The sequence below is a fragment of the Pseudomonas sp. S2_F03 genome (assembly GCF_054668335.1).
The window spans coordinates 3,669,962-3,696,842 of record NZ_CP162759.1 but is presented as its reverse complement, the minus strand read 5'-3'; the positions used below and the strand labels follow the sequence as shown (position 1 = coordinate 3,696,842).

The following is a 26,881-nucleotide window of genomic DNA, read 5'->3' as shown; positions in this document are numbered from 1 at the left end:
CCTGAAGTTGCTGACCAATCTCAACACCCTCCTTTTAGTCGCCGTGTGCGTGGCCCTTGGCGCCACACTGTGGTGGTCGCAAAAGGCCCTGGAGCGCCCCTATCTTTTGATGGAGCGTTACCTCGGCCTGTCCCAGCAATTTCAGAATGAAGTTGCGCGCAACATCGAGGACTACCTTGGCAGTGGCGATGCCCTGCGCCTTAGTAGCGCCAGCCAGGCCATTGATGCCTTGCAAAAGGAGCTCGGCGAACTGCCCCCGGCGCTGGCCGACACCTTGCGCCCGAGCTTGTCGGGCCTGGATGAATTCAGCAAAACCGACCTGTTGGCCGCCGGCAAACTCGCGGGTGACCCGCAAGCATTGTTGCTGCAAGCCGAACGCGAACTGGGCGCCAGCCTCGACCAGCTCAGCCAATACGCCAGCGCTGACGCAGCCTACCTGACGCCGCTGCTCGCCGCCGCTCAACACTTGGGCAAACTGTCTCTGGCCCGGGACAAACTGGTCAGCAGTGGCCGCAGCGAACTGGCTGCGGACGTCGAGCGCGAAGTGGCCAACATCCGTGCGCAAGCGGAGCTGCTGGGCACCCTGCCGCTGCTCGGCGTCACCGCCAAAAGCGAATCGAACACCGATGATTTCGCGTCGATGATGGGCCTGGAAAACAACGAAAAAACCGCCGCCGAAGATGCCGGTGTCGGCCTCAAGCGTGAACTCAACAGCTTGCTGACGCGCTACCCGGCCGAGCTGGCGCGCACGCGCGACCAGATTCAGAAACGTACTGACCTCAGTGCCGCCACTCACTTGAAAATCGCCGCCGTGCAGCAAGCCATTGCCGGGCTCGAACCGGTGGTCCGCGCCCAGCACGGGCAGATCCAGAGCGAAGTGAGGTTGATGCAGGGTGTGATGATCGGACTCATCCTGTTGATCGCCTTGCTCATCGACACCCTGCAACGACGCCTGGCCCGAACCCTGACGAACCTGGCGCCGGCGCTGTCCACCTGGGCAGAAGGCGACTTCAGCCGCGACATCGAACTGGGCAATACCAATCGCGAACTGCATGACATTCAAGCGTCGCTCAATCGCTTGCGCGCCTACCTGGTGGACCTGGTCGGGACCATTCGCCTCAACGCCGAGCAGGTCGCTGGCAGCAGCCGAACCCTGGCCGATTTGAGTAGCGACCTGCACAGCGGCGCCGAGCATCAGGCCGGCGACACGGCGCTGATCCGCGATTCCCTCGGCGAACTGGAGGCGACCATTCAACAAGTCGCCGGCGATGCCAGCCAAGCGGCCGACGCCAGTCGCAATGCCGGCCTGGCGGTCGAGCATGGGCAAAAAGTCATCGGGCTTAGCCTGACGGGCCTGCACGCGCTGGTGGGTGAAGTGCAGGGCAACGCGCAAATGATCGAGCACCTGGCGGAAGAGTCGGCGACCATCGGCGGTGTGTTGACGGTGATCCGCTCGATTGCCGACCAGACCAACCTGCTGGCCCTGAACGCCGCCATCGAAGCGGCCCGCGCCGGGGAATTGGGTCGCGGGTTTGCGGTAGTGGCTGAAGAGGTTCGCTCGCTGGCGCAACGCACCGCCGGGGCCACAGCCGAAATTCAAACGCTGATTGCCGGCCTGCAAACCGCCGCGCGCCAATCGGTGGAAGGCATGCGCGCCCAGGTCGAACACGCCGAAGCCACGGCCAATCAGGCGCAAGCGGCCGACGGTGCACTGGATAAAATCGTCGGGGCCATCCAGACCATTGCCGACACCGCCGAGCGCATCGCCGATGTCACCGCTCAGCAGAGCGGCGCCGTCAGCGAGATTCGCAACCACAGTGAGCGAATTCACCAATTGGGCGGGGATAACTTGCTGCGCATTGGTGAAGGGCGCGAGCAAGGGGAGAACCTGCTGGTGCTGGGCGGGCGGCTGCGTACGGCCGTTCAGGCCTTCCGGGTCTGACAGACCGCCATCGCGAGCAAGCTCGCTCCCACAGGGATATGCATTCCCCTGTGGGAGCGAGCTTGCTCGCGATGGCGTCGGCACAACCACCACCGAACGCCCCGCACTGCACGCTGGCTCGCCGTCCGCTATCATGCCCCCAATTCCGATACGCGAGATTGTCATGCGCCGCTTGCTCTGCCTGCTGCTTTTAGTGCTCGCCCTGCCGGCCACCGCCGCCGGGTTGCTGGACACAAGGCCCAGTTCCACCCTGGGCTCGATCAACAACAGCGCCGACTTCCTGCCGGTGCGCGAAGCCTTTCAGCTGAGCCTGGTAGACAGCACAGCGCAATCGATCAAGCTGCGACTCGTCGCCACCGAGGGGTATTACCTCTATCGCCATCGTTTCCAGTTTCACGCTGATCCAGCCGAGATAAGCCTGGGCGCTGCACAACTGCCCAAGGGCGAGCAGAAGCACGACGAGTTCTTCGGCGATGTCGAGGTCTATCACGGAATTATCGAGGTCGAGCTGCCGCGCACCGATCCGCGCGCTTTCACCCTGGCCGTGACTTATCAGGGGTGCGCCGATAAAGGCCTGTGCTATCCGCCAGAAACCGAGCGATTGAGCATTGATGGCATTGGCACGCAGGCAACGGTGCAAAACTGGAGCTGGCGCGAACTCGCCCTGTTCTTCCTCGCCGGCCTGGGCTTGACCTTCACGCCGTGCGTGCTGCCGATGTTGCCGATCCTTTCCGGCGTGGTGTTGCGCGATCAGGTCGGCGGGCTGCGGGGTTTCAATCTGTCGTTGGCCTACGTGCTGCCAATGGCCGTCTGCTTTGCCCTGCTCGGCGCCTTGATGGGAATGTTCGGTGCGCAGCTCAATCTCCAGGCACGACTGCAATCAGCCTGGGTGCTGGTGCCGTTCGCCATGTTTTTTGCCGTATTTGCACTGGCGATGTTCGGCATCTTCGAACTGAAACTCCCGCAGTTCATCAACAATCACCTGCATCGCATTGCCGGCCGCACTCAAGGCGGTTCGCTGTGGGGCGCGGCAGTACTCGGGACGGTATCGAGCCTGATCGTTTCGCCTTGCGTGTCCGCGCCATTGGCCGGTGCCTTGCTGTACATCAGCGCCAGTGGCGATGCACTGGGGGGCGCACTGAAACTGTTTGTACTCGGCCTGGGCATGGGCCTGCCGCTGATCCTGGTGGCGACCGGTGGCGCCGCCCTGCTGCCGAAAAGCGGCCCGTGGATGGTCATGGTCAAAAACATCATCGGTGTCCTGCTGCTGGGTACTGCCATCGGCCTGCTGAGCCGCGTGATCCCCGGGCCGATGACGCTGGTCCTGGTGGGCTTGCTGTGGGCCGGGGTCGGCTTGTTTCTTGGCGCGCTGGAGTTCGTCTACAAACCCCTCGAAAACGCCTGGCACAACTGCTCGGCCTGTTTCTGCTGTTTTATGCCATGGCCTGCTGGTACGGCGCCTTCAGCGGCCAGGGCGACCTGTTGAACCCCCTCGCTCGAACGCCCGTCGCGGCCAGTAGCAGCCAACCGCAGCTCACCGATGGCTGGCAAACAATCAGCACGCCCGCAGAACTGGATCGCACGCTCGCCGACGCCAAATCCTCCGGCACTCCCCTGCTGCTCGACTGGTATGCCGACTGGTGCATCAGCTGCAAAGTCATCGAACGCGAAGTCCTCAACGACCCCAACGTCATCGAACGCCTGAAAGGTTATCGACTGATCCGCTTCGACATCACCGCCAGCAATGCCGAACAACGCGCCCTGCTCGACCGCTACACACTGTTCGGCCCTCCGGCCCTGATGTTTTTTGGCAAGGACGGCGTTGAACGCACCTCCATTCGAGTGATCGGAGAGATCAACGCCAAAGACTTCGCCGAACGTGCCGCGAAAGCAAATGACCAGATTTAATTACTTGGTCACATATTTCGCGCAAACATCGGCTATCGTGCTGGCTATTGCATAGAACTGGACAGTCACAAAGGCTTTGCGGCATAGTCGCCGGGTTCTGACAACTGCACACAGATAACCAAGGAACAGCAAATGGCGACTCTACTGGTGCTGCACGGCCCCAACCTGAACTTGCTCGGCACCCGTGAACCGGGCACCTACGGCGCGACGACACTGGCGCAGATCAACCAGGACCTGGAACGCCGCGCCCGTGAAGCCGGCCATCATTTGCTGCACCTGCAAAGCAACGCCGAGTACGAATTGATCGACCGCATCCACGCTGCCCGCGGCGAAGGTGTGGACTTCATTCTGATCAATCCAGCAGCTTTTACGCATACAAGTGTCGCATTACGTGACGCGCTGCTGGCGGTGAGCATCCCATTCATCGAAGTGCATTTGTCTAACGTGCACAAACGCGAACCTTTCCGCCATCACTCTTACTTCTCCGACGTAGCGGTGGGAGTGATCTGCGGCCTTGGCGCCAGCGGTTATCGACTGGCCCTGGAGGCTGCACTAGAACAGCTTGAAACACAGGCAACGACTTGAACTACAAGCGTTAAACGCCCCTGACCGACCCTTGGGAGTTGATGATTCATGGATATCCGTAAAGTTAAGAAACTGATCGAACTGCTGGAAGAGTCCGGCATCGACGAGCTCGAGATCAAGGAAGGCGAAGAGTCCGTACGTATCAGCCGTCACAGCAAGACGCCGGCTCAGCAGTACTACGCACCTGCTCCAATGCACGCTCCGGCTGCCGCGCCTGCCGCTGCTGCTCCGGTTGCCGCAGCCGCTGCTCCGGCAGCACCGGCCGCACCCGTCCTGAACGGCACCGTTGCCCGTTCGCCGATGGTCGGCACCTTCTATCGCAAATCTTCGCCATCCTCGCCTTCGTTCGTTGAAGTTGGCCAGACCGTGAAGAAAGGCGACACCCTGTGCATCGTCGAAGCCATGAAGATGATGAACCACATCGAAGCTGAAACCAGCGGTGTGATCGAATCCATCCTCGTCGAAGACGGCCAGCCGGTTGAGTACGACCAACCGCTGTTCACCATCGTTTGAACCGCGGAGAAACTTTGATGACTGCGAAGTTGGAAAAAGTTCTGATCGCCAACCGCGGTGAGATTGCCCTGCGGATCCTGCGGGCCTGCAAAGAGATGGGCATCAAGACTGTCGCCGTTTACTCCAAGGCTGACAAAGAATTGATGCACCTGGGCCTGGCAGACGAATCCGTCTGCATCGGTCCGGCCTCTGCCGCACACTCTTACCTGCACATTCCGGCAATCATCGCCGCGGCCGAAGTGACTGGCGCTACCGCCATTCACCCGGGCTACGGTTTCCTTGCGGAAAACGCTGATTTTGCTGAACAGGTCGAGAACTCCGGCTTCGCCTTCATTGGCCCGAAAGCCGACACCATTCGCCTGATGGGCGACAAGGTATCGGCCAAGCACGCCATGATCGCTGCGGGCGTTCCAACCGTTCCGGGTTCCGATGGCCCACTGCCTGAAGACGAAGAAACTGCTCTGCGCATTGGTCGCGAAGTCGGTTACCCGGTGATCATCAAGGCCGCTGGCGGCGGTGGTGGTCGCGGCATGCGCGTTGTGCATAAAGAAGAAGACCTGATTTCTTTCGCAAAACTGACCCGCACCGAAGCTGGCGCGGCGTTCGGCAACCCGATGGTCTATCTGGAAAAATTCCTGACCAACCCACGTCACGTGGAAGTCCAGGTGCTTTCCGACGGCCAGGGCCACGCCATCCATCTGGGCGACCGCGACTGCTCGCTGCAACGTCGTCACCAGAAGGTTCTCGAAGAGGCGCCGGCACCGGGCATCGACGAGAAAGCACGCCAGGAAGTCCTCGCTCGCTGCGTCAAGGCCTGCATCGACATCGGCTACCGTGGCGCCGGCACCTTCGAGTTCCTTTACGAGAACGGCCACTTCTACTTCATCGAGATGAACACTCGTGTCCAGGTAGAACACCCGGTTTCGGAAATGGTCACCGGCATCGACATCGTCAAGGAGATGCTCAGCATCGCCGCTGGCAACAAGTTGTCGTACACCCAGGACGACGTGGTGATCCGCGGTCACGCCCTGGAATGCCGAATCAACGCCGAAGACCCGAAAACGTTCATGCCTAGCCCAGGCACGGTCAAGCACTTCCACGCACCAGGCGGCAATGGCGTTCGCGTCGATTCGCACCTGTACAGTGGTTATGCCGTTCCGCCGAACTACGATTCGTTGATCGGCAAGCTGATCACCTACGGCGCAACCCGTGACGAAGCCATGGCGCGGATGCGCAATGCGCTGGACGAAATCGTTGTCGACGGGATCAAGACCAACATCCCGCTGCACCGCGACCTGGTCCGTGATGAAGGCTTCTGCAAAGGGGGCGTGAACATTCACTACCTCGAGCACAAGCTGGCTGGCGAGAAGCACTAAGCTTCGACCCGATCAACAAAGCCGCCTTCGGGCGGCTTTGTTGTTTCTGGGCATTGCAACAGCCCTGTAGCAGCTGGCGAAGCCTGCGTTCGGCTGCGAAGCAGTCGCAAAACCTGATTGCACCGTGTTTCTGAAACACCGCATTGCCGGAATGACGACTGCTTCGCAGCCGAACGCAGGCTTCGCCAGCTGCTACAGGTGCGCGTTGCAACATCGCTGCTGCGTTCGGAGCTACCTCACTCCCACAAAAGCCCCGCGCTCGCGTAAACTTGCGCGCTTCTCGCAGCCCGCTAGGCTGCAATCAATATTTTTCAAAGGTGCCCGCCATGCCTTGGCTGCAAGTCCGTCTCGCCATCAGCCCAGAACAAGCCGAAACCTACGAAGACGCTTTCCTTGAAGTGGGCGCCGTCTCGGTGACCTTCATGGACGCCGAAGATCAGCCGATCTTCGAGCCAGAACTCAACACCACCCCGTTGTGGTCGCACACGCACCTGCTGGCCCTGTTCGAAGGCGGCACCGAAGCCGGCCCGGTACTGGCCCACCTTGAGCTGCTGACCGGTAGCCCGCTGCCCGAGCATCACAGCGAAGTGATCGAAGACCAGGACTGGGAACGCAGCTGGATGGACGGTTTCCAGCCAATGCGTTTCGGCCAGCGCCTGTGGATCGTTCCAAGCTGGCATGCCGCGCCCGAGCCTGACGCCGTCAATCTGCTGCTGGACCCGGGCCTGGCGTTCGGCACCGGCACCCATCCGACCACCGCATTGTGCCTGGAATGGCTCGATGGCCAGGACCTCAAAGACTGCAACGTGCTGGACTTTGGCTGCGGCTCGGGGATTCTGGCGATTGCCGCCCTGCTGCTGGGCGCCAAGGAAGCCGTTGGTACCGACATCGACGTGCAGGCCCTGGAAGCCTCGCGCGACAACGCCGGTCGCAACAACATCGACGACGCGCTGTTCCCGCTGTACCTGCCGCAAGATCTGCCGCAGGTGAAGGCTGACGTTCTGGTCGCCAACATCCTTGCCGGCCCGCTGGTTTCCCTGGCGCCGCAGTTGTCCAGCCTGGTCAAGTCCGGTGGTCGCCTGGCGCTGTCGGGCATTCTCGCCGAACAAGGCGAGGACGTTGCCGCCGCCTACGCTCAAGACTTCGATCTGGACCCGATTGCCAATCGCGATGGCTGGGTGCGCATCACCGGCCGTCGGCGCTAGAATGAACGCCTGCATAGACCGGATCGCCGCATGACCGACAGCTTCGTCACCCAGTGCCCGCATTGCCAAACCAGCTTCCGCGTCAGCCATGCTCAGTTGAGCGTGGCCCGAGGGGTGGTTCGTTGTGGCTCCTGCTTGCAGGTGTTCAACGCCGCCAAACAATTGCTGGACCAACGGGCCGACAAAGAAGCCGTCAAACCGGTAGCCCCAGCCATCGTCGAGCCGCCGGTACAGCGTGCCATCAGCCAAAAGCAATGGACCGCCTCGGAACTGGATCTGGACAGCCTGGACCTGGACAGCCTGGACCTCGACGAAGAGCTCGCCCGGCTCGAACAACGGGAAATCCAGCCGACCACCGAATTTGGCCGGCACCGCGAAGACGGCCTCAGCGCTCGACGCGATTCTATCGAGCACGATGAAGAACCCTGGTCCGACAGCCTCTTCAGTGAGTCGGCGGCCGACCGAGCACCACCCGTAGAAACCGAACAGCCACAAACAGACGCCGAACCGGGCAAACACTCGCGAACCGAGCCTTCGTTTTCGCTGGAACCGGTGGATCTGGACGATGAGAACCAGGTGCCCCATCTGCGCCTGCACGACCCACTCGACTCCCCTCTTAACCGCGACCGCCTGTCGGCGACCGAGACGCTCGACGACGACCTGCCCTCAGTCGAACCGTTGCGCAAACGTCGTGAGCGCAGCGAACCGGGTGTGCGCGCCGAAGTCCTGCAGGACCTGACCGACGACCCGCTGCAACTGGATTGGCAAAAACGTCGATCGCCCTGGGGCCGACGGCTGTTCTGGTTGCTGCTGGTCCTGCTCGGCGCCGCCGCGCTGGCGGGCCAATACATTGCCTACCACTTCGACGAACTGGCGCGTCAGGACCAATACCGCCCCTGGTTCCAGCAACTGTGCCCGCAAATCGGCTGCACGGTGCCCTCCAAAGTCGACATCGCCAAAATCAAAAGCAGCAACCTGGTGGTCCGCAGCCACCCGGACTTCAACGGCGCACTGGTGGTCGACGCGATCATCTACAACCGCGCCCCGTTCTCCCAGCCTTTCCCGCTGCTAGAGTTGCGCTTTGCCGACCTCAATGGCCACTTGATCGCCAGCCGTCGCTTCAAACCCGGCGAATACCTCAACGGCGATCTCGAAGGCATGGCCGAAATGCCGCCGCAAACACCGATCCACATCGCGCTGGACATTCTCGACCCAGGCGCCAAAGCGGTGAACTACAGCCTGAGTTTCCACTCCCCCGAGTGAATCGCATCACCGCTACAGGCTTGACGGCATATTTCTGACTGGGACCGCTCACACCAAACTGCGGGTAATAACAAAATAACTGTTCAGATTTTGTTCAATTCAGCCTTTATCCAGTCATCGAGAGCGGGTATCATGCCAACCCTTTTTCGAACTCTAATGATCCGGCCCCACAACAGGGAAGTCCTATGTCGGCGGTACGCATCGGTCCATACACATTGCAAAACGGCTTGATTCTCGCCCCGATGGCGGGAGTCACCGACCAACCCTTTCGTCAGCTGTGCAAGCGATTGGGTGCGGGGCTAGTAGTCTCGGAAATGGTCACCAGCGACATGAGTTTGTGGAACACCCGCAAGTCGCGGATGCGCATGATCCACGAAGGTGATCCCGAGCCACGCTCGGTACAGATCGCCGGTGGTGATGCGCAGATGCTGGCAGACGCAGCCCGGGCCAACGTCGAGCTGGGTGCGCAGATTATTGATATCAACATGGGCTGTCCGGCGAAGAAGGTCTGCAACAAGGCTGCCGGTTCCGCGCTGTTGAAGGATGAAGCATTGGTTACCGAGATCCTGCAGGCCGTCGTGGCTGCGGTGGATGTGCCGGTGACCCTGAAGATCCGCACTGGCTGGGACCGGGACAACAAGAACGGCCTGACGGTGGCGAAGATTGCCGAACAGGCAGGCATTACGGCGCTGGCGGTCCATGGCCGCACCCGTGCCGATTTGTACACCGGTGAAGCCGAGTACGACACCATTGCCGCGATCAAGCAGGCGGTGTCGATGCCGGTCTTCGCCAACGGCGATATCGACTCGCCCGAGAAGGCCCGGTACGTGCTCGACGCGACCGGTGCCGATGGCTTGTTGATTGGTCGGGCTGCCCAGGGGCGGCCGTGGATTTTTCGCGAGATCGAGCATTTCCTGCGTACCGGCGAGAAACTCCCGGCGCTTGAATTGATCGAGGTGGAACGCATTCTGCTAGAGCATCTGGCTGCCCTGCACGTCTTCTATGGCGATGTCATGGGTGTCCGTATCGCTCGAAAGCATGTGGGCTGGTATCTCGCAACCTTGCCGGGCGCCAGGGAGTTTCGCGCCCACTTCAATCGTTTGGATGGTACGGAAACACAATGCGCCAACGTTCGGGAGTTCTTCGCCGAACGTTACAAGAGCCTGACAGGGGACGGAGAAGGGGTGGCCGCATGACGATGATGACCGAGACTTTAGTGAGTGGAACAACACCCGTGAGCGACAACGTGAATTTGAAACAGCACCTCAATACGCCCAGCGAAGAAGGTCAGACCCTTCGCGGGAGTGTCGAGAAGGCGCTGCACAATTATTTCGCCCACCTTGAGGGCGCTGCCGTCACGGATGTGTACAACCTGGTGCTCTCCGAAGTCGAGGCTCCCCTGCTCGAGTGCGTGATGAACTACGTCAAGGGCAACCAGACCAAGGCCAGCGAGCTGCTCGGGCTCAACCGAGGCACGCTGCGCAAGAAACTCAAGCAGTACGATTTGCTGTAAGCATTCAATCAAACCAGAAAGGCGCCCGCGTAAAACCGGTCGCCTTTTTTGCTGACTCCTTTGCTTTTGATGGAAATTGAAATGACCGACCAGACTACCCGCCTGCCGATCCGCCGCGCCTTGATCAGCGTTTCCGACAAGACCGGGATCCTCGAATTCGCCAAAGAGCTTGAAGCCCTGGGCGTTGAGATCCTTTCTACCGGCGGGACGTTCAAGCTGCTGCGTGACAACGGCGTTGCCGCAGTGGAAGTCGCGGACTACACCGGTTTCGCAGAAATGATGGACGGTCGGGTGAAAACCCTGCACCCGAAAATCCACGGCGGGATCCTCGGTCGTCGCGGTATCGACGACGCGATCATGAACGAGCACGGCATCAAGCCGATCGATCTGGTTGCGGTCAACCTGTACCCGTTCGAAGCCACCATCAACAAGCCAGGCTGCGACCTGCCGACCGCCATCGAGAACATCGACATCGGCGGTCCGACCATGGTCCGCTCGGCAGCAAAAAACCACAAAGACGTGGCCATCGTGGTGAATGCCAGCGATTACGCCAATGTCCTGGAAAGCCTGAAAGCAGGCGGCCTGACCTACGCTCAGCGTTTCGACCTGATGCTCAAGGCGTTCGAACACACCGCCGCCTACGACGGCATGATCGCCAACTACATGGGCACTGTGAACCAGGCGGCTGACACCCTCAGCACAGAAGGTCGTAGCGAATTCCCGCGCACCTTCAACAGCCAGTTCATCAAGGCTCAGGAAATGCGCTACGGCGAGAACCCGCACCAGAGCGCGGCGTTCTACGTGGAAGCCAAGCCTGCCGAAGTGGGCATCGCCACCGCGACCCAACTGCAAGGCAAAGAATTGTCGTACAACAACGTGGCCGACACCGACGCCGCGCTGGAATGCGTGAAGAGCTTCGTCAAGCCAGCCTGCGTGATCGTCAAGCACGCCAACCCGTGCGGCGTTGCCGTAAGCCCGGACGCTGAAGGCGGTATCCGTCAGGCCTACGAACTGGCTTACGCCACCGACACCGAATCGGCCTTCGGCGGCATCATCGCCTTCAACCGTGAACTGGATGCCGAGACCGCCAAAGCCATCGTCGAGCGTCAGTTCGTCGAAGTGATCATCGCCCCGAGCGTCAGCGAAGAAGCTCGCGCCATTGTCGCCGCCAAGGCCAACGTGCGCCTGCTGGCCTGCGGCGAATGGTCGGCTGATCGCGCCGCTGCCTGGGACTACAAGCGCGTCAACGGTGGCCTGTTGGTACAGAGCCGCGACATCGGCATGATCGGCGCCGACGACCTGAAAGTCGTGACCAAACGCGCACCGACCGAACAGGAAATCCACGACCTGATCTTCGCCTGGAAAGTCGCCAAGTACGTCAAGTCCAACGCCATCGTCTACGCCAAGAACCGCCAGACCATCGGTGTCGGCGCTGGCCAGATGAGCCGTGTGAACTCCGCCCGAATCGCTGCGATCAAGGCTGAGCATGCCGGCTTGCAAGTAGCCGGTTCGGTCATGGCATCGGACGCTTTCTTCCCGTTCCGCGACGGTCTGGACAACGCGGCCAAGGTGGGTATCACTGCGGTGATCCAGCCAGGCGGCTCGATGCGTGACAACGAAGTGATTGCTGCTGCTGACGAAGCCGGCATCGCGATGGTGTTCACCGGCATGCGCCACTTCCGTCACTAAGCGAAACGCGGTCGGTGTAGCAGCTGCCGTCAGGCTGCGTCCGGCCGCGAAGCGGTCGTAATCGATTTATCGCCGGAAGGTCGTTCCGACCTTAACGCAGCCTTCGGCAGCTGCTACAGGGGTTGTGCCGCTCTCTAGTGCCAACCCTTCACAGAATTAGCGTCATCCGAGGTTTTTGAAATGAATGTTTTGATCATTGGCAGCGGTGGCCGTGAACACGCCCTGGCCTGGAAAGTGGCTCAGGATCCGCGCGTGCAGACAGTATTCGTCGCGCCCGGCAACGCCGGCACCGCCATCGAAGCCAAGTGCGAAAACGTCGCTATCGATGTTCTGGCCCTTGAGCAACTGGCCGACTTTGCCGAGAAAAACGTTTCCCTGACCATCGTCGGCCCGGAAGTGCCGCTGGTGGCAGGCGTGGTCGATCTGTTCCGCAGCCGCGGCCTTGACTGCTTCGGCCCGACCGCTGGCGCCGCTCAGCTGGAAGGTTCGAAAGCCTTCACCAAAGACTTCCTGGCGCGCCACAAGATCCCGACCGCCGACTACCAGAACTTCACCGAGATCGAGCCAGCCCTGGCTTATCTGCGTGAAAAAGGCGCACCGATCGTGATCAAGGCCGACGGCCTGGCCGCCGGTAAAGGCGTCATCGTTGCCATGACCCTGGCCGAAGCCGAAGACGCCGTGCGCGACATGCTCGCAGGCAACGCGTTTGGCGACGCGGGCTCGCGCGTCGTGATCGAAGAATTCCTGGATGGCGAAGAAGCCAGCTTCATCGTCATGGTCGACGGCAAGAACGTACTGCCAATGGCCACCAGCCAGGACCACAAGCGCGTCGGCGACGGCGACACCGGTCCGAACACCGGCGGCATGGGCGCTTACTCCCCTGCCCCGGTCGTGACCAGCGAGGTGCATCAGCGCGTCATGGACCTGGTGATCTGGCCGACCGTTCGCGGCATGGCCGATGAAGGCAACGTCTACACAGGCTTCCTGTACGCAGGCCTGATGATCGACAAGGCTGGTAATCCAAAAGTCATCGAGTTCAACTGCCGTTTCGGCGATCCTGAGACCCAGCCGGTAATGCTGCGCTTGCAGTCGAGCCTGGTCTTGCTGGTTGAGGCCGCTCTGGCACAAGCGCTGGACAAGGTCGAAGCGCAGTGGGATCCACGTCCGAGCGTCGGTATCGTGCTCGCCGCTGGCGGTTATCCGGGTGATTACGCCAAAGGCGTGGCCATCAACGGTCTGGATGCAGCCGCCGCCCTGGAAGGTAAAGTCTTCCACGCGGGCACTGCACTCAAGGACGGTCAAGTCGTGACAGCCGGTGGCCGGGTGCTCTGCGCAACCGCCATGGGCGCCAGCGTCGATGCGGCTCAACAGCAGGCTTACAAACTGGCGGCTAAAATCGATTGGGAAGGCTGCTTCTACCGCAAGGACATTGGCTACCGAGCCATTGCCCGTGAACGTGGCGAAAGCCAGGAATAAGGCCATTCATTTGGCCGGGCAAGGGCCGCTGGTCCTTGCCGCACTATTCCGGCACCGCGCATAGTTATAATCTGGCATCAACCTACGAAGGGATTTCGCCGTGCGCTGGCTCAGGATTGCCATAAGTCTTACCGTCACGCTGCTGACCCTGCTCTGCATGCTCCCGGCCCAGGCCGCGCAAGGCAGTGGCTGGGCGGTATTGCTCGACGAACAGGGCGACCTGCAGCTTAGCGACATCCGTTCCGCTCGCTACACCAATCAATTCAGTCCCATCGAACTCGAGCGCCTCACGGCGGCCGAGCCCGATGGTGCGTTGTGGCTGCGTTTCAGGCTGGCCCCCGGCAAGCATGAACAATTGCTGCGGGTGTTCGCCCCCGATCTGTCGGCACTCAATCTGTATGTACTCGACGGCGACAAGCTGATCGATCAATTGAACACCGGCACCAGGCAACCCCAGGCTAATCGCCCCCTGCCCAACAGCGACTTCATGTTGCCGCTGCCGCCCCCCCCCCCCCCCCCCCCCCCAAAGTGACAACACCCTCGACGTCTACCTGCGGCTGGTCTCTGAACACCAGTTACGACCTTATATCACCCTGCAATCGGCGGTCATGACCGCGGCCGATCAGAACCAGACGTTGATCTACGGCCTGCTGTTCGGCTGCATCAGCATGCTGATCCTGCACAACTTCGTCCGCTACGCCTACACACGCTCGCGCAGCAGCCTTTGGCTGGCCTGGTGTGAAGGGTTGTTGATGCTCAGCCTGCTGTTGCTGCTGAACCTGGCCGGCCCATGGCTACCCGACTGGCACGCCATCCAGACGCCGGGCGCCTACCTCGCGTTACTGCTGACCGCGCCGAGCGGCCTGATGTTCGCCTACCGCTTCTTTACCCCGCTCGGCCCGCACCCGCTGAACAAATTGTTGCTGGCGGACATTCTGTTCATTGTCGTCTGCGGCTTGTTGCTGTTGTTCGTCAACACACTGCCGCTGAACATCATCACCTACGTCTTGGTGGCTCTGGCCGGCTTGAGCATGTTGTTCGTCAGCGCCTATCACTGGCAAAAAGGTTATCGCCCGGCACGCTTTTTCGTCGCGGCCATGGTGGTGTTCAACATTGGCGCACTGGTCATCCTGCCCGCGCTGCTGGGACTGACTCAGCTCGCACCACAAGATCTGATCATCACGCTGTTGGTGGTTATCTGTATCAGCGGCCTGCTGATGAGCATCGCCCTGAGTGAACGTCAGCGCCGCATCACCGAAGACCGCTTCAGCGTCAGCCGTGACCTGGCCGCCAGCAATGCCGAAATCAATGCAAAAGCCGAGTTCCTGGCGAAAATCAGCCATGAAATCCGCACCCCCATGAACGGTGTACTGGGCATGACCGAACTGTTGTTGGGCACGCCCCTGTCGGTCAAGCAACGCGACTATGTGCAAACCATCCACAGCGCCGGCAATGAGCTGCTGACCTTGATCAACGAGATACTCGACATCTCCAAGCTCGAGTCAGGGCAGATCGAACTGGACGACGTGCAGTTCGACCTCAACGCCTTGATCGAAGACTGCATGAGTATCTTCCGCGCCAAGGCCGAGCAGCAGAATGTCGAGCTGATCAGCTTTATCCAGCCGCAAGTGCCGCGCGTCATCAGTGGCGACCCTACACGCCTGCGTCAGACCCTGCTGAGCCTGCTGGAAAACGCGCTGAAGAAAACCGACGAAGGCGAAATCCTGATCGTCGTCGCCCTCGATGAACGCAGTGCAAAACCGCGACTGCGCATTGCGGTGCAGGACAGCGGTGTGCCGATGGAGGCAGAAGAGCGCGATGCCCTGATGCACGCCGAACTGCACAGCAAGCACTTCCTTTCGGCAACGAGTCTGGGCGGCAACCTGGGGCTGGTGATCGCCCGTCAACTGATCCGCCTGATGCAGGGCGAGTTCGGCATCAAGACCGGCGCCAACCAGGGCAGCACCTTGTGGCTGACGCTGCCCCTGGACCCGGACCGGCTTGAACACCCGACCTCTGACCTCGACGGACCGCTGCAAGGCGCGCGCGTGCTGGTGGTGGACGATAACGACACTTGCCGCAAAGTGTTGGTGCAGCAATGCAGCGCCTGGGGCCTGAACGTCAGCGCCGTGCCGTCCGGCAAGGAAGCCCTGGCACTACTGCGCACCAAGGCTCACTTGCGCGATTACTTCGACGTGGTCCTGCTGGACCAGAACATGCCTGGCATGACCGGCATGCAACTGGCGGCCAAGATCAAGGAAGACCCGAGCCTCAATCACGACATTCTGCTGATCATGCTGACCGGCATCAGCAATGCACCGAGCAAGATCATTGCACGCAACAGCGGGATCAAACGCATCCTCGCCAAGCCCGTGGCCGGCTATACCCTCAAGACCACCCTCGCGGACGAACTGAGTCAGCGCAACAAAGGCCCGGCCGCTTCGCATCACCTGTCGCCCGGCTCGGCGCTTCCGGTCAAGGTTCCAAGCGATTTCCGCATCCTGGTGGCCGAGGACAACACGATCTCGACCAAGGTGATTCGCGGCATGCTCGGCAAGCTCAACCTGCAACCAGACACCGCCAGCAATGGTGAAGAGGCGTTGCAGGCGATGAAAGCCCAACGCTACGACCTGGTGTTGATGGACTGCGAAATGCCGATCCTCGATGGCTTCTCTGCCACCCAGCAACTACGCGCCTGGGAAGTCGGCAATCAACGCACACGCACCCCCGTGGTGGCATTGACCGCGCATATCCTCGCCGAGCACAAAGAGCGTGCGCGCCAGGCCGGTATGGACGGGCATATGGCCAAGCCGGTCGAACTGTCGCAGTTGCGTGACCTGATCGAGCATTGGGTTGCCCAGCGTGATCAGCAGAATCGGGCAGCCGCTCCGACCTCCTGACTGAACCTCAATCAGGTAACACGCTGCCTATATATCCAGTTCATGCAAATGACGGGTGGTTTCGGCCACCACCGCGGCCGCCACTTTTTTTTCTGAAGGTCACGTAGTGAAGCGTGCTGAACGTAATGATCGCCATTTCTTCCCGACTGTTTTCCACGATTTCTTCAATTGGCCAAAACAGGAACTGCGAGACGTTTCGGCGGGTGCTGAACTGTTTGTGGTACAGGGCGATTTCGATCTTTCCAGGGGCTTTCAGGCAACAGGGAATCATTTGAAAGAGCCCCGTTTCACGTTGCAGGCTAAGCCTTTCGAATACCTCAAGTGCATTGGCATTGCGCTTGAGCGACTTGAGCGCATGTTCTGCCGGACTCGAAAAACGCTCGCCGGCCGCCCCTGATATTTGCTGCGCAACGCTTTCCGACATCTGCCCCTGTCCAGCAGGACCTGGACTGACCGCGCGCGACATATCCCAGCCCAGAAACCTGAGTTTGTTTTTGTAGTAATCAAACCAATTGCCGACCAAGCCGTCTTTTTGCGCTGAACGAGTGGCCAACTGCGCATATAGATTACTCAGATAGATATCTTCCCTGTCCTGCGACGACATCCCTTCGTTGAATGAAACAACACTGTTGCCCACCACCGCCGCACGTGGGGAATAACTGCTACTGAGCACTTGACCGGCGGCAAATCTGGAGTCCTTTGCAGTCATGACGGTGCCCCCCGCTGTCGATGGCAATCCAACTGGCTTAATGTCAGAAATGTACAGGATGTTTTTCGCCGCCTTATCCCCCAGTTTCTTTACGATGGCATCGCGAAGGGAGACATAAAGGACAGACGACAAGTTGGCTTGAAACCATCTGAGTCGGATATTGCCCAGCACGTTATCTGAGGAAAACAAATGGCCCAAAGGATCAGTTAAGGTATGCACATTGGTTTCGAACTCTATAAAGAGACTGCTCATTACAGCCCCTTGGCCGACGACAATGATTTGCAACCTGACGTCACTCACTGCCTCTGCGGGTGTGCCCGACACCTCGATATTTTTTTGCCTGGACATCTGCTCGCGCAGTAGCTCAGTTGCCGGATGATTGCAGGGTAATTGAGCGATATCGTTAAAGACTCCGGCGATCCCGGCAATCGTAATGTTACCTGCTTGATCTTCCAGTCGGCTCTCGACCCACTGCACCATGGCACGCTTCGATTCGGCATCGGTTCCGAAACTGTCCCACGCCACCGCCCTCTGCAACCAACTATCCTTAAGTACCCCCTGACAGGTGTCATACCACCCATCACCAAGCGTAAATTCCGGGTATTTCTTATTAGCCACCAATTGCGCGAACAACACCGAATTCAACACATCCTGCCTCTCCTGCTCCAGCAGGGCGGAGGACAGTAAGACAACGGCACCGGCATTAACGAAAACTGAATACTGCGCACCCATCAATAACTCCTGACTCATTCAAAATTGGCGACTACAACGTAGTCGCCAAACGATCACACAGGATCAGATTTCGTATTCGTCAATTTTGGTTTGTGCACGATCACCCAACTTCGCGATGATGGTGGCGCGAGTGCGCTCAATAATGGAAGGCACAATGGTCATATGACTTTCGCCTTTGTACAGATCGACGGAACTGCTGTCCCAATCCACAAACAGGACTTTGGTCTGGTTGGTCCGTTTAATGAAACGGACGGCACCCAGCGCCATGATCACTTCGCCGTGCTGGCTTTCCTTACAGCTGGCCACACCAAACCCACCCGTCCCCGAATCCTTGATGTTCTGGTCGAAAAGTTGAAGGGGCTTGCCACTGGTTTGTAGCGCAGCCAGCGCATCACCAGCGACTTTCAGCATCAGAACCGAGGTCGGCCCCGGAACGGCAGCGGCAGCGACGGCAGAGCCGAGGATCTTCAGCACCAACTGATCCATCTTGAAGCTCTTGCCGGAAGCGGCAACAGTGTCGTAATACTTCTGCAAGATGGTCCAACCCGAATCCTGCATTACTTGCAGAAAAAGCTGATACCACTCTTTACCTTGATCATCGCGCGGGTATTTTTTATTAGCCACCAACGAAGCGAAGAGATAAGTGTGTTGAATATCGGTTTTATTTTGCTCGCTCATTCCCGATACAAAAGACAAGATGCCGTCTCCCACAATCGAGGCGCGATCCGGTTGATCGACATCGCCACTATTGATGGTCATGGCACGCGGAACAATAATGATACTCTCTGGCATCACGTCATATGCGTTCAAACGCTCAAGACGATCAGACAAAGTTACTACGGAATTAGATTCAATATTCATAACACTTCCTTTATTTAACAAAAGCCCTCCATGGGCCCGAGCGACAAAGTTACACAAACCACTTAAATACAACAAGATCACAACTGTAACGCCATATAGTTCACAACCATGCCACAACTAAAATACGCCAGCAGACCAACTAACAAAAACTAATACGCCGTACAAACCAAGTAGTTTTCTGCACGCAAAACTATCGTGGCCTCAAGCCGACAGACGCCCCCGCGCCTGATAGACTCCACTTCAATTTCAATCGCCGTGAGCTCCGACCATGCTCCAAGAGTTATTCAGCGTTTACCTGAAGATGCTGGTGCTCTACAGCCCATTCTTCGTGTTGTCCTGCTTCATCAGCTTGACTCGCGGTTACTCGCGCAAAGAACAACGACGCCTGGCCTGGAAAGTGGCCATCGCCACGCTGGTGTCGAGCGTCTTGCTGTACTTGTTCGGGCGGGTGATTTTCACTGTGTTCGGCATCACCGTGGACGCGTTCCGCATCGGTGCCGGCAGCGTGTTGTTCATTTCGGCGCTGGGCATGGCCCAAGGCAAGTCGGCGGTGCAAACCGACAACGTGCAGCAGGACGTGACCATCGTCCCGCTGACCATTCCCCTGACAGTCGGCCCCGGTACCATCGGTGCATTGCTGGTGATGGGCATCGGCCAGCCGCATTGGGACGACAAACTCACGGCGATTCTCAGTATTGCCCTGGCCAGTTTCACCGTGGGTGTCGTGCTTTATCTGTCCAACCACATCGAGCGAATTCTTGGCGATCAGGGGTTGCAGATCGTCAGCCGGCTAATGGGGTTGTTCGTCTGCGCACTGGCCGCGCAAATCATCTTTACCGGGGTGAAGGGCTACCTGGTGCCCTGACCTTCAAGGCCGCAGAGTCGAAAAAACCTGCGGCCTTGTGTCAACCGGACTCAGCTCAACCCGTTGCCCGAAACCTCCTCTGCGGTCGGCAGATCGATGCGCTGCGCCGGTACAACCTCGCTCAACAAGACGTTGTCCTCGTTACCGAGCTTGATCAGCAACGCTTTCACCAACGCGGACACGGCAAAGGATCGATACCCTTCTACGGCCAGGAACACTTCGCCCTGCAAGGTGACGTCCGCTGAGAACACGTCGCGAAAGATCAGGCTGTGCCCACAGTCGGGATCGACAATGACCAAGTGTTCCTGAACCTTGCTCAGCGTCAGTTTCTCCGTGTTGTCCAGCGCCCAGATCAACTTGCCGGGAATTGACGCCTCACGTCCCGGTATTGCCCGGCAGTCGACAATGACCGACTCCAACCTGAACCAGACGGCCTTCGACAAGCAGTAAGTAACGGCGCCCTGGCCCAGTCGAAGGACCAATGTGTGCACGTCGTCGGGAATCAACGGCATCAGGTCACTGACGGTCATCTGCCCTTCGAGGGTCAGCACTTCAGCATTGCGCTGAACATAACGCACGGGGCCGGCCTGCTCCTTGCCCGGGTAGGTATGCAGCAGCCCGTCCTTGCGCTCATGAAGCAACACATTGATTTGCTGCTGTGTCCCCAACAGTTCGAAGTCGTCGGTATTCGAAGCTTTCGAAACCCGAATCAATCGGCCGGTTTCAGACACATACCATTGCAGGCTGTCGGGTGCCTCAACCGCAAGGAACGCCGCGTGCCGGTGGTTTTCGACCAGCCTCTTGAGACCGTCTTGCAACGGCGCGGTCTGAACAGCCACCCATTGGCTATCAACGCCCGTGATCAACACCGACTCCTGATAGCGCAACTCCACGTTGATCCCTTCAAGCGTCGTAGCGCGAAGTCCTGCGCCTGCTGCTGTTACTTCGGCAAACCGCCAGGGCCCCCACTCTCGCACCGGTGCCGGTATCACGCCGGCCTGCAACAATTGCAAACCCTGGCCAAATGCACTGTCGAGTTGCGCAGGATCGATAAAGCCCTGACGGTAGATTTCACCGGTGGAAAGCGCCAGCAACCAGGCTGCGCTGCTGTCCGGCGTAACGCTCAGCAAGCGTACTTCCTCGCCACGTCCCAGATCGGATAACAGCAGCCGATCGTTCACGTACCAGGCGCTTAACCGGGCATGGTCGTGCAAGTGGCTCAAGCCCACGATGGCAAAACTCGCGACGGGGTATTGGTCGGCCACGCTGTCCAGCGCCAGCCACCAACGTGCTCGATCCTTGAGCCAGTCATCGGTCAGCCCACCCAACTGCAGGCGACCGTCGGTAGTCACATTGAAAAACAGACCTTTATCTGTCAGCGCCAGATATTCCTCTTCAATGGCAACCACATTCACCAGCCCTTCGGGTTCAATCTGTTCAACAGACCAGGCCCCGTTGATTCGTTGCTGGCGTGACAGATGCCCGGCAGCCTTGTCGTAGACGACGAACACGTCACCCTCATCGTTCGTCGGCGGGACAAGCGTAAGCTCGTTCAGGTTTTTGATGGAGTCGGGCCAGCCTCGCTCCCGGTGTCGCGGCGCGGCAGGGCGGACAATCAGGCGGTCGCGGCGGCGGATCCAGGCCAGGTCGCGCAGCGTCGAATTCACCTTCCAGCAAATCGAGACGTACGCCGCAGGCTGCCAGTCGACAGTGGTTACCACACCGTTTGCCGGCACTGGCGCAAACACAACATGCCCACCCAATACTTGAGCCCAGTCATCGAGTGTCTCGCGCTTGCTCACGACTGCGTCCAGCGTCGGGTCCAGGTCGCGCGTCATCGAACTCAAGAACAGTTCGCCGTCATGCAGTTGGTAGACAAACTCATCCACCGTCCGGTCTTTACGAGTGACCTTCTGCACGATAGTGATCACCCCGTGCGTCGCTTCCTGGCAGTGGGTAATGAGGCTATCGGCAGCCTCGGCGAGCAACAGCCGGTAACGTCGGTGGAGCAGGCCAGTCACTGCGTCGACTTGCCAGACAAGGTAATTCAGCGGGTGATAGAAATACGCATACCCATCGACCACCGCGCCCAATAATGCCCCATCGGCCTCCCCCGGATCATCGTCACGAAAATACAGAAAGCGATCGACAGCCGAGTCATACCAGGCGGTCGTAAACCTGGGTTCATCGGGTTTTTCGAACGGGACCGGAAACTGATGTACCGGCGTGTAGGGCATGCCCAGGCGATGCGCTCGGGCCAACGTCTTGAAGTGATCCTGCAATGCCTGGGCATCCATGCCCGGGGTCGCGTCCTGCTCGATAACCATCAACGTCAACTGGGTGAAGTCGACCTTGAACACTTGATCCTTGCCGATTTTTATCAGGACCTCATTGCGCCCCCTGCCGCTCAACTCAACGTTGATTGAGCCAATAAAGAGTTCGCCAAAACGCTCCACTCGAACATCGCTTTCCTTCGCCCACGGGGCTTGCAGCAACCAACGCGAGGTCTCCTGGCTCGGCGACTCCAGTTCGATCTTCACCCCGGGATTGAGCACCAGCGAGCAGTTCGCCCCTGCGCCTTCGATTTTATAAGTGATCTTGTCGTGCCACGATGTCGGCAGCGCAGGCACCACCAGCGTGCGTGCGATTGCGTCCAGCCGAACATTGATCATCGTGGGCTGATAGACCGGGCTCAGGCGATAGACAATGTAGTCACCGGGAAACGAATAGAACGAGAACAGAAACAGACGCTTGCCATCCGGTGTCCTCTTCTCGAGGCGACGCGCCGTATCAAACCCGACGCTGTGGCGCAGTGTCGAAAAGGGCAGCCATTTGTATTCATAGCCGTAAACCGTCTTAGGCGTGCAAGGCAGCACGATGGCCTGACCCGCAGCGGGTGCAAACGCGGCGCGCCCTGGTAAACCGAGTTCACGACGAATATCAATCGTTCGCTCGTAATCCACATCAAAGTCAGGGACCCCGAAATGATCACGCAGGGGGAACAGTTCAGGGCTGCCGAACGCCAGGGTTCGGGCCTTCAGGTCCAACGTCTGGAAGACCAGGGCCGATTGAGGCAGCCACGCGCTGGCGGCCTCATCGAACCGATAACCGCCTTCGCGATGCGCACGTTCCAACCCGTCAAAAAACAATCCGACTTGTTTGACCTCTTCGGCAATCACGGCAAAACCTTGTGCGAGCGCTGCCGCACCAATCGCCAGGCCACCCAGAATCACACCGGCACCACCCAGCACCGCGGCCGCTGTACTCGCCCCCACCACCCCGGCGCCAATTCCGGCCCCTGCCAGCATTACGCTGGCGGAATCGAATGCCAGTTGAGTACCGTATTGCGCGCGCTCGACGTCGTTTTCGGCCGTGGATAACTGATAGATATCGAAACCTGCGTTGGCCAGGCCCAACACCGCACCCACGCCTTCATTGGCGACATGGCCCAAGGCCTCGCTCACCACCGGCGCACAGGTTTGAGCGATCACCTTCTCTTCAGCCAGCGCTTGTCGCACCAGTTTGACCAGCCCAAGAACATCGACCGCATTGCCATGTACCAACTGCGCGTAATTGACGTAAGCGTGCAACCGAACGGCCATCGTCAATGGTTTTCCAGCACCTTCCTGGTTGCGCAACGCGTTCATCAGCGCCTGGATGGTGAACCCTGCGTTCAAGGTATGGACGCTGCCGGCGCCCGTCGGGTCCAGCTCATTGACCGGCGCCCGGGGTTTTGTCGCCAGCGTCGAGAATTGCTCTGACAAATAGGTTTTGATGCGCAGCAAGCGCTGATCGTTAGTGATGACTTGTACCAGGTGCTCGGGCTTTTCGGGATCGATCAGGCTCAAGCGATACTCGCCGACCGGGGTAATTTCCAACGTCTCGAATAACGGGACAAGCCTCTGCGCCAGCTGATTTTTCTCCAGAAGTTCAGTGGTCGCCTCGCGTATCTGCTGGCTCCACCCATAACTGTCGAGTTCCAACAGACTGCTGCCCAGACGCGGATTACTCATCAGCGAGTCGCCATGAGCACTGGCCAGGCGCTGCCTGAGCGCAGGCAATGACTGCTCCTTCAACGGGCCGGGCTGCAGCAATTCCGCCACACGAATACCGGAAGGCAACGCCGTTTCGGACAGACGCGTACCGTCCAGCTCGATCAGGTCAAACGTTGGCCGCAAGGCGTCGCCATAGGCGGCGTACTGTTTGGCCATTTCATGTTCCAGAAAGAACTGCTCCAACGCTTCACGAAACAGCAGTGGTTGCTCAAACTCGAACACACCGAAGTTCGGATCGTAGAAGTGATAGAGGCCGCGCTCGCCGACAAAGGTTTTCGCCACCAGCATCGAGTGGTTATTGGAGTTGAGCATCAAGGTGCTGGTGGACGTCTTGGTTTCCAGTAGCGCCACCACCTGCGCCACGTCAGAACGAGCGAGGGAGGTACCCACCTCGTTGAGTTGCACGCCGCGCATTTCTTCCACCGCGTGCAGAAAGACCGCGGAGTCGTTTTCCTTTGGATCAATGACCCCAAGGTAGAAACGTTCGCGCAGGGTATTGGCGGCGGCAGGGCCGTGTACCAGCGCCGCGGCCATCGCCAGTGCCAATGGATAACAACGGCCACCCACCCGCTCACCGGCCCCCTGTAACAACAAATCCTGTGGCACCAGTTTCGTCGTACCCGCCTGGAAGCTTTCCAGAACAATCCCCACTCGCTCGACAACCCGGTCACGAAATTCAAGCTTCGCGACCTCTTGGATTCGGGCGACGTGCTGCCCCCATTGGCGCAAGGTCAACGGTTGCGCGAGGGCATTTTTCTTGAGTTCAAGTGCGTGCTCAAAGAACGCTGGCGGTTCGCCGGGAGCGCTATTCATTCCCGCCAGGAAGGCCGGCGAATTGTGTTTGAAGAGTTGACGCTCAATGGCCGCATAACGCCCCGAAACGCCCAGTTCGCGAACGGTGTTGGCCAGGTTATCCAGCTCGGCACTCACCGCCTCGAAGCTACGGTTATCCAGTGCCTTGGCGCCCAATAAAGCACCGAGCAAGAGTCGCTGCGCGGGGCTCAATTGCGCCGTCAGGAGCGAGCCGCTGGCAATGGCGGTCAAGACTTCATCGATGGATAAACGTTGCGTCTTCGTGTCGCTCAGCGAAGCCGGAGGCAGCGCTTTTCCGTCCTGGGCGATGATCGATTGCCGGTCATCAAAGCTCAACGGCACGGCCTTTTCAAACGTCAGCTCATCGCTGCGCTGTTCATTCATCGCCTGCAGAAACGGCTCACCCAGTTCATCAGCCAAGCGCTGCAACAGGTCGGTCGACAACACATGGCGCCCCTCGATGACCGGCCAGCCTTCCTCGAAATCAATGGTCTGGTACTTGAGCAGTTCCCCCATGTCACCCATGAAACGGTTTTTGAATCGCCCCTCCTGCCAGCGCTTTTGCTCACTGGCGAGCCATTGGGAGGTGTCACTCGTGTTCTCTTTCCAGGAGTGATCCAGCTCCTCCTCGGTCGACCGGTTGACCGTCGCGATGGGGGCAATAGCAACGTCGTCTCGCCAGGCTTCAGCCGCCTGTGGGGTGAAGTGCATTCTGACGTAGGCCGTGACCGCATCACGCATCGCAGCGGGTCCGGTCAGGTAGATCGTCACTTCGCTCTGGGGGCGAATCCCGTCGCTGTAATAGGTGGCGGCTGCTTCTGTCAGAAAAGCGAGCGACAACTCTTCTTCCATCGGTAGTTCGCCCAAGGAACCGAATCTGTTCTCGACAACCTCTCGCGCAACACCGCTCATGGCCTCGGCGTCGATAAACGCTACCTTTCTCTGCAAGGCCAACCGGGTCGTGGCATCGACTATTTCATAGTTGAGCCTGAAACGTTCGATCACGGCGCTCAGCATCGCCGACCCGGGATGAGCCATGATGAATGCATTACTCAAACTGCTTTGTTCGGCGACGGCTCGCAGTCCGTCCGGACGCACCAGACGCTCTGCCGGCGGGCGAAAAACGCTGTTCAACGCCGGATGACTTTTGGCAAAACGTTCCAGCGCAGGAAGATGCTCCTCGGGAATCACCTGGGCATAGTTTGTGTACCTGCTGCGCAGCGCCTGGCGGCCCGGCATCCATTCGGGATTGTGATCAAGCAACAATTGCAGGACGCCCAGACGCGCATCGGGGGCAAATTGGCTGATGTCCACCTCGCCCAGGATGTTCGGAAGAGGCGGCAGGTTATCGACATCCGCGTAACGGCCCCCTTCAGCCATCAAAGCCTCGATGCGTACCACATCGGAGGCCGCGGCAAAGTTGCCGCGCAGTCTGATTTCTCGTTCGTAGATGGCCTGCAAGCGCAGCGGTGTGGCATCGCTGGCCAGGTCACGAAGTTCCAGGTCGCCCTCGACCAGTGCCGAAAGACTCTCACTGTTTTTGACCTTCAAGGCTTTCAAGTGCGCTTCGTGCTGCCCATAAGCGCGGACCAGCAGATCAATGCGGGCATCGTCGGCTTTTTCGCCACGACTTACAGCGTTGGTGATGTGCGCGTTCATCTGCTGTTTGAGGACAATCGCTCGCTCTTCGTATTTGTCACCCAGTTCAAGCGCGGTCTCGCTGGTCGCCCCACCCTTAATCATCGCATCAGCCTTGGCGGCCTCGACAATAATCCGGTGGGTCTCGTAGGCCAGCAACGCGTCACTGTCATACCAGAGTTTCAGGTTATAGCCTTCCCCCGCGAGGGCCTGTTTCCAGACATTGATGTAATCGCGCTGAATATCCCCAATGCCACCGCCTAGCCATACAAAGTGCAGGTTTTTCGGTACTTCGGTGGCGGCGACCGTTAATTGTTTAACACTGTTGGACAACCGCGCCTGAAAAGTTTCTACCCGATTGCAAATGTCCATCAGCGTGGGGGACTGACCTTCACCAGGTTCTTTCAATTCTTTGATCTCCGCGGAACGCCGGCGGCGCCTGGAAGGTTCCAGAAAAGATCCAAGTGCCTGGAGCAACAACCCCAGCGGCACACGCATCCGTGGAAAATCGAGTTGACCAATACAACCGAAGTAATACCGAAACACCGCCTCGTATTCATCAGTCCCTTTATGTTCATGTAACGCCTGCTCAAGATCAGACAGTTTGAAAAGATCGATGAAACTTACATACCCATCAGCACGACATTTATCTTGCTCATGCATAAACACACTTCCCTGTAGAGTAACAATTGACGATTTTATTAAAACGTTAAATCAACACTAACCGAATTGATTTTCCGCCTCAAAAAACAAAACAGACAATTGATTACCAACAAAACATTCAGAAATGCGAAAACCGCAACAACAACCCGCCGCACCGACAGTTAAAAATATTAAC

Annotated in this window: 13 protein-coding genes and 3 pseudogenes; 13 read left to right on the top strand and 3 right to left on the bottom strand. The window is 59.0% G+C overall.

What is annotated here, in order from left to right; all coding sequences use genetic code 11:
- Positions 1-1,435: 1,435 nt before the first annotated feature.
- The 12 genes and pseudogenes from AB4N76_RS17255 to AB4N76_RS17200 form a co-directional block, all read left to right on the top strand.
- A pseudogene (locus tag AB4N76_RS17255) lies at positions 1,436-1,942 on the top strand (methyl-accepting chemotaxis protein); the annotation flags it as partial.
- A gap of 163 nt (positions 1,943-2,105) precedes the next feature.
- A pseudogene (locus AB4N76_RS17250) lies at positions 2,106-3,850 on the top strand (protein-disulfide reductase DsbD).
- A gap of 132 nt (positions 3,851-3,982) precedes the next feature.
- Complete coding sequence (gene aroQ, locus AB4N76_RS17245) at positions 3,983-4,435, top strand: type II 3-dehydroquinate dehydratase (RefSeq protein ID WP_046032992.1); 453 nt, start codon at positions 3,983-3,985, stop codon at positions 4,433-4,435.
- 48 nt (positions 4,436-4,483) lie between these two features.
- Positions 4,484-4,948, top strand: a complete 465-nt coding sequence (accB, locus tag AB4N76_RS17240) for an acetyl-CoA carboxylase biotin carboxyl carrier protein (RefSeq protein WP_046032993.1) — start codon at positions 4,484-4,486, stop codon at positions 4,946-4,948.
- Between the two features lie 17 nt (positions 4,949-4,965).
- Positions 4,966-6,324 (top strand): acetyl-CoA carboxylase biotin carboxylase subunit, encoded by a 1,359-nt coding sequence (accC, locus tag AB4N76_RS17235; RefSeq protein WP_027921899.1) that lies wholly within the window; start codon positions 4,966-4,968, stop codon positions 6,322-6,324.
- A 326-nt stretch (positions 6,325-6,650) separates the two neighbouring features.
- Positions 6,651-7,529 carry a 50S ribosomal protein L11 methyltransferase gene (gene prmA, locus AB4N76_RS17230; protein ID WP_046032994.1) on the top strand — a complete coding sequence of 293 codons (879 nt, stop codon included), beginning with the start codon at positions 6,651-6,653 and terminating at the stop codon, positions 7,527-7,529.
- A gap of 30 nt (positions 7,530-7,559) precedes the next feature.
- Positions 7,560-8,792 carry a DUF3426 domain-containing protein gene (locus AB4N76_RS17225; protein ID WP_046032995.1) on the top strand — a complete coding sequence of 411 codons (1,233 nt, stop codon included), beginning with the start codon at positions 7,560-7,562 and terminating at the stop codon, positions 8,790-8,792.
- 185 nt (positions 8,793-8,977) lie between these two features.
- Positions 8,978-9,988: a tRNA dihydrouridine synthase DusB gene (gene dusB, locus AB4N76_RS17220; RefSeq protein WP_046032996.1), complete on the top strand. Its 1,011-nt coding sequence runs from the start codon at positions 8,978-8,980 to the stop codon at positions 9,986-9,988.
- Positions 9,985-10,305, top strand: a complete 321-nt coding sequence (fis, locus tag AB4N76_RS17215) for a DNA-binding transcriptional regulator Fis (RefSeq protein ID WP_007907419.1) — start codon at positions 9,985-9,987, stop codon at positions 10,303-10,305. The genes dusB and fis overlap by 4 nt, the downstream gene beginning before the upstream one ends.
- Before the next feature lie 81 nt (positions 10,306-10,386).
- The gene (gene purH / locus AB4N76_RS17210; protein ID WP_046032997.1) at positions 10,387-11,994 is read left to right on the top strand and encodes a bifunctional phosphoribosylaminoimidazolecarboxamide formyltransferase/IMP cyclohydrolase; all 1,608 of its coding nucleotides are present in this window, start codon (positions 10,387-10,389) and stop codon (positions 11,992-11,994) included.
- 180 nt (positions 11,995-12,174) lie between these two features.
- Positions 12,175-13,470, top strand: a complete 1,296-nt coding sequence (gene purD, locus AB4N76_RS17205; RefSeq protein ID WP_046032998.1) for a phosphoribosylamine--glycine ligase — start codon at positions 12,175-12,177, stop codon at positions 13,468-13,470.
- A gap of 100 nt (positions 13,471-13,570) precedes the next feature.
- Positions 13,571-16,370: pseudogene (locus AB4N76_RS17200) on the top strand (hybrid sensor histidine kinase/response regulator).
- A gap of 40 nt (positions 16,371-16,410) precedes the next feature.
- On the opposite strand, the gene AB4N76_RS17195 reads toward AB4N76_RS17200, so the two are convergent.
- Both AB4N76_RS17195 and AB4N76_RS17190 read right to left on the bottom strand, forming a co-directional pair.
- Positions 16,411-17,811, bottom strand: coding sequence for a hypothetical protein (locus AB4N76_RS17195; protein ID WP_460163285.1), 1,401 nt, complete (start codon positions 17,809-17,811; stop codon positions 16,411-16,413).
- Positions 17,812-17,874: 63 nt separating this feature from the next.
- Positions 17,875-18,672 carry a hypothetical protein gene (locus AB4N76_RS17190; RefSeq protein WP_046033002.1) on the bottom strand — a complete coding sequence of 266 codons (798 nt, stop codon included), beginning with the start codon at positions 18,670-18,672 and terminating at the stop codon, positions 17,875-17,877.
- Positions 18,673-18,940: 268 nt separating this feature from the next.
- Here AB4N76_RS17190 and AB4N76_RS17185 point away from each other — a divergent pair, with 268 nt between their 5' ends.
- On the top strand, positions 18,941-19,537 hold the full coding sequence (locus tag AB4N76_RS17185) for a MarC family protein (RefSeq protein WP_046033003.1): 597 nt from the start codon (positions 18,941-18,943) through the stop codon (positions 19,535-19,537).
- Between the two features lie 50 nt (positions 19,538-19,587).
- Here the strand turns inward: AB4N76_RS17185 and AB4N76_RS17180 are convergent, their stop codons facing one another.
- The gene (locus tag AB4N76_RS17180) at positions 19,588-26,706 is read right to left on the bottom strand and encodes a TcdA/TcdB pore-forming domain-containing protein (protein ID WP_460163284.1); all 7,119 of its coding nucleotides are present in this window, start codon (positions 26,704-26,706) and stop codon (positions 19,588-19,590) included.
- Positions 26,707-26,881 lie beyond the last annotated feature (175 nt).

Excerpts from the sequence above, each read along its gene's own strand:
- aroQ (WP_046032992.1), top strand. The coding sequence starts at position 3,983 with ATGGCGACTCTACTGGTGCTGCACGGCCCCAACCTGAACTTGCTCGGC.
- accB (WP_046032993.1), top strand. The coding sequence starts at position 4,484 with ATGGATATCCGTAAAGTTAAGAAACTGATCGAACTGCTGGAAGAGTCC.
- accC (WP_027921899.1), top strand. The coding sequence starts at position 4,966 with ATGACTGCGAAGTTGGAAAAAGTTCTGATCGCCAACCGCGGTGAGATT.
- prmA (WP_046032994.1), top strand. The coding sequence starts at position 6,651 with ATGCCTTGGCTGCAAGTCCGTCTCGCCATCAGCCCAGAACAAGCCGAA.
- AB4N76_RS17225 (WP_046032995.1), top strand. The coding sequence starts at position 7,560 with ATGACCGACAGCTTCGTCACCCAGTGCCCGCATTGCCAAACCAGCTTC.
- dusB (WP_046032996.1), top strand. The coding sequence starts at position 8,978 with ATGTCGGCGGTACGCATCGGTCCATACACATTGCAAAACGGCTTGATT.
- fis (WP_007907419.1), top strand. The coding sequence starts at position 9,985 with ATGACGATGATGACCGAGACTTTAGTGAGTGGAACAACACCCGTGAGC.
- purH (WP_046032997.1), top strand. The coding sequence starts at position 10,387 with ATGACCGACCAGACTACCCGCCTGCCGATCCGCCGCGCCTTGATCAGC.
- purD (WP_046032998.1), top strand. The coding sequence starts at position 12,175 with ATGAATGTTTTGATCATTGGCAGCGGTGGCCGTGAACACGCCCTGGCC.
- AB4N76_RS17195 (WP_460163285.1), bottom strand. The coding sequence starts at position 17,811 with ATGGGTGCGCAGTATTCAGTTTTCGTTAATGCCGGTGCCGTTGTCTTA.
- AB4N76_RS17190 (WP_046033002.1), bottom strand. The coding sequence starts at position 18,672 with ATGAATATTGAATCTAATTCCGTAGTAACTTTGTCTGATCGTCTTGAG.
- AB4N76_RS17185 (WP_046033003.1), top strand. The coding sequence starts at position 18,941 with ATGCTCCAAGAGTTATTCAGCGTTTACCTGAAGATGCTGGTGCTCTAC.
- AB4N76_RS17180 (WP_460163284.1), bottom strand. The coding sequence starts at position 26,706 with ATGCATGAGCAAGATAAATGTCGTGCTGATGGGTATGTAAGTTTCATC.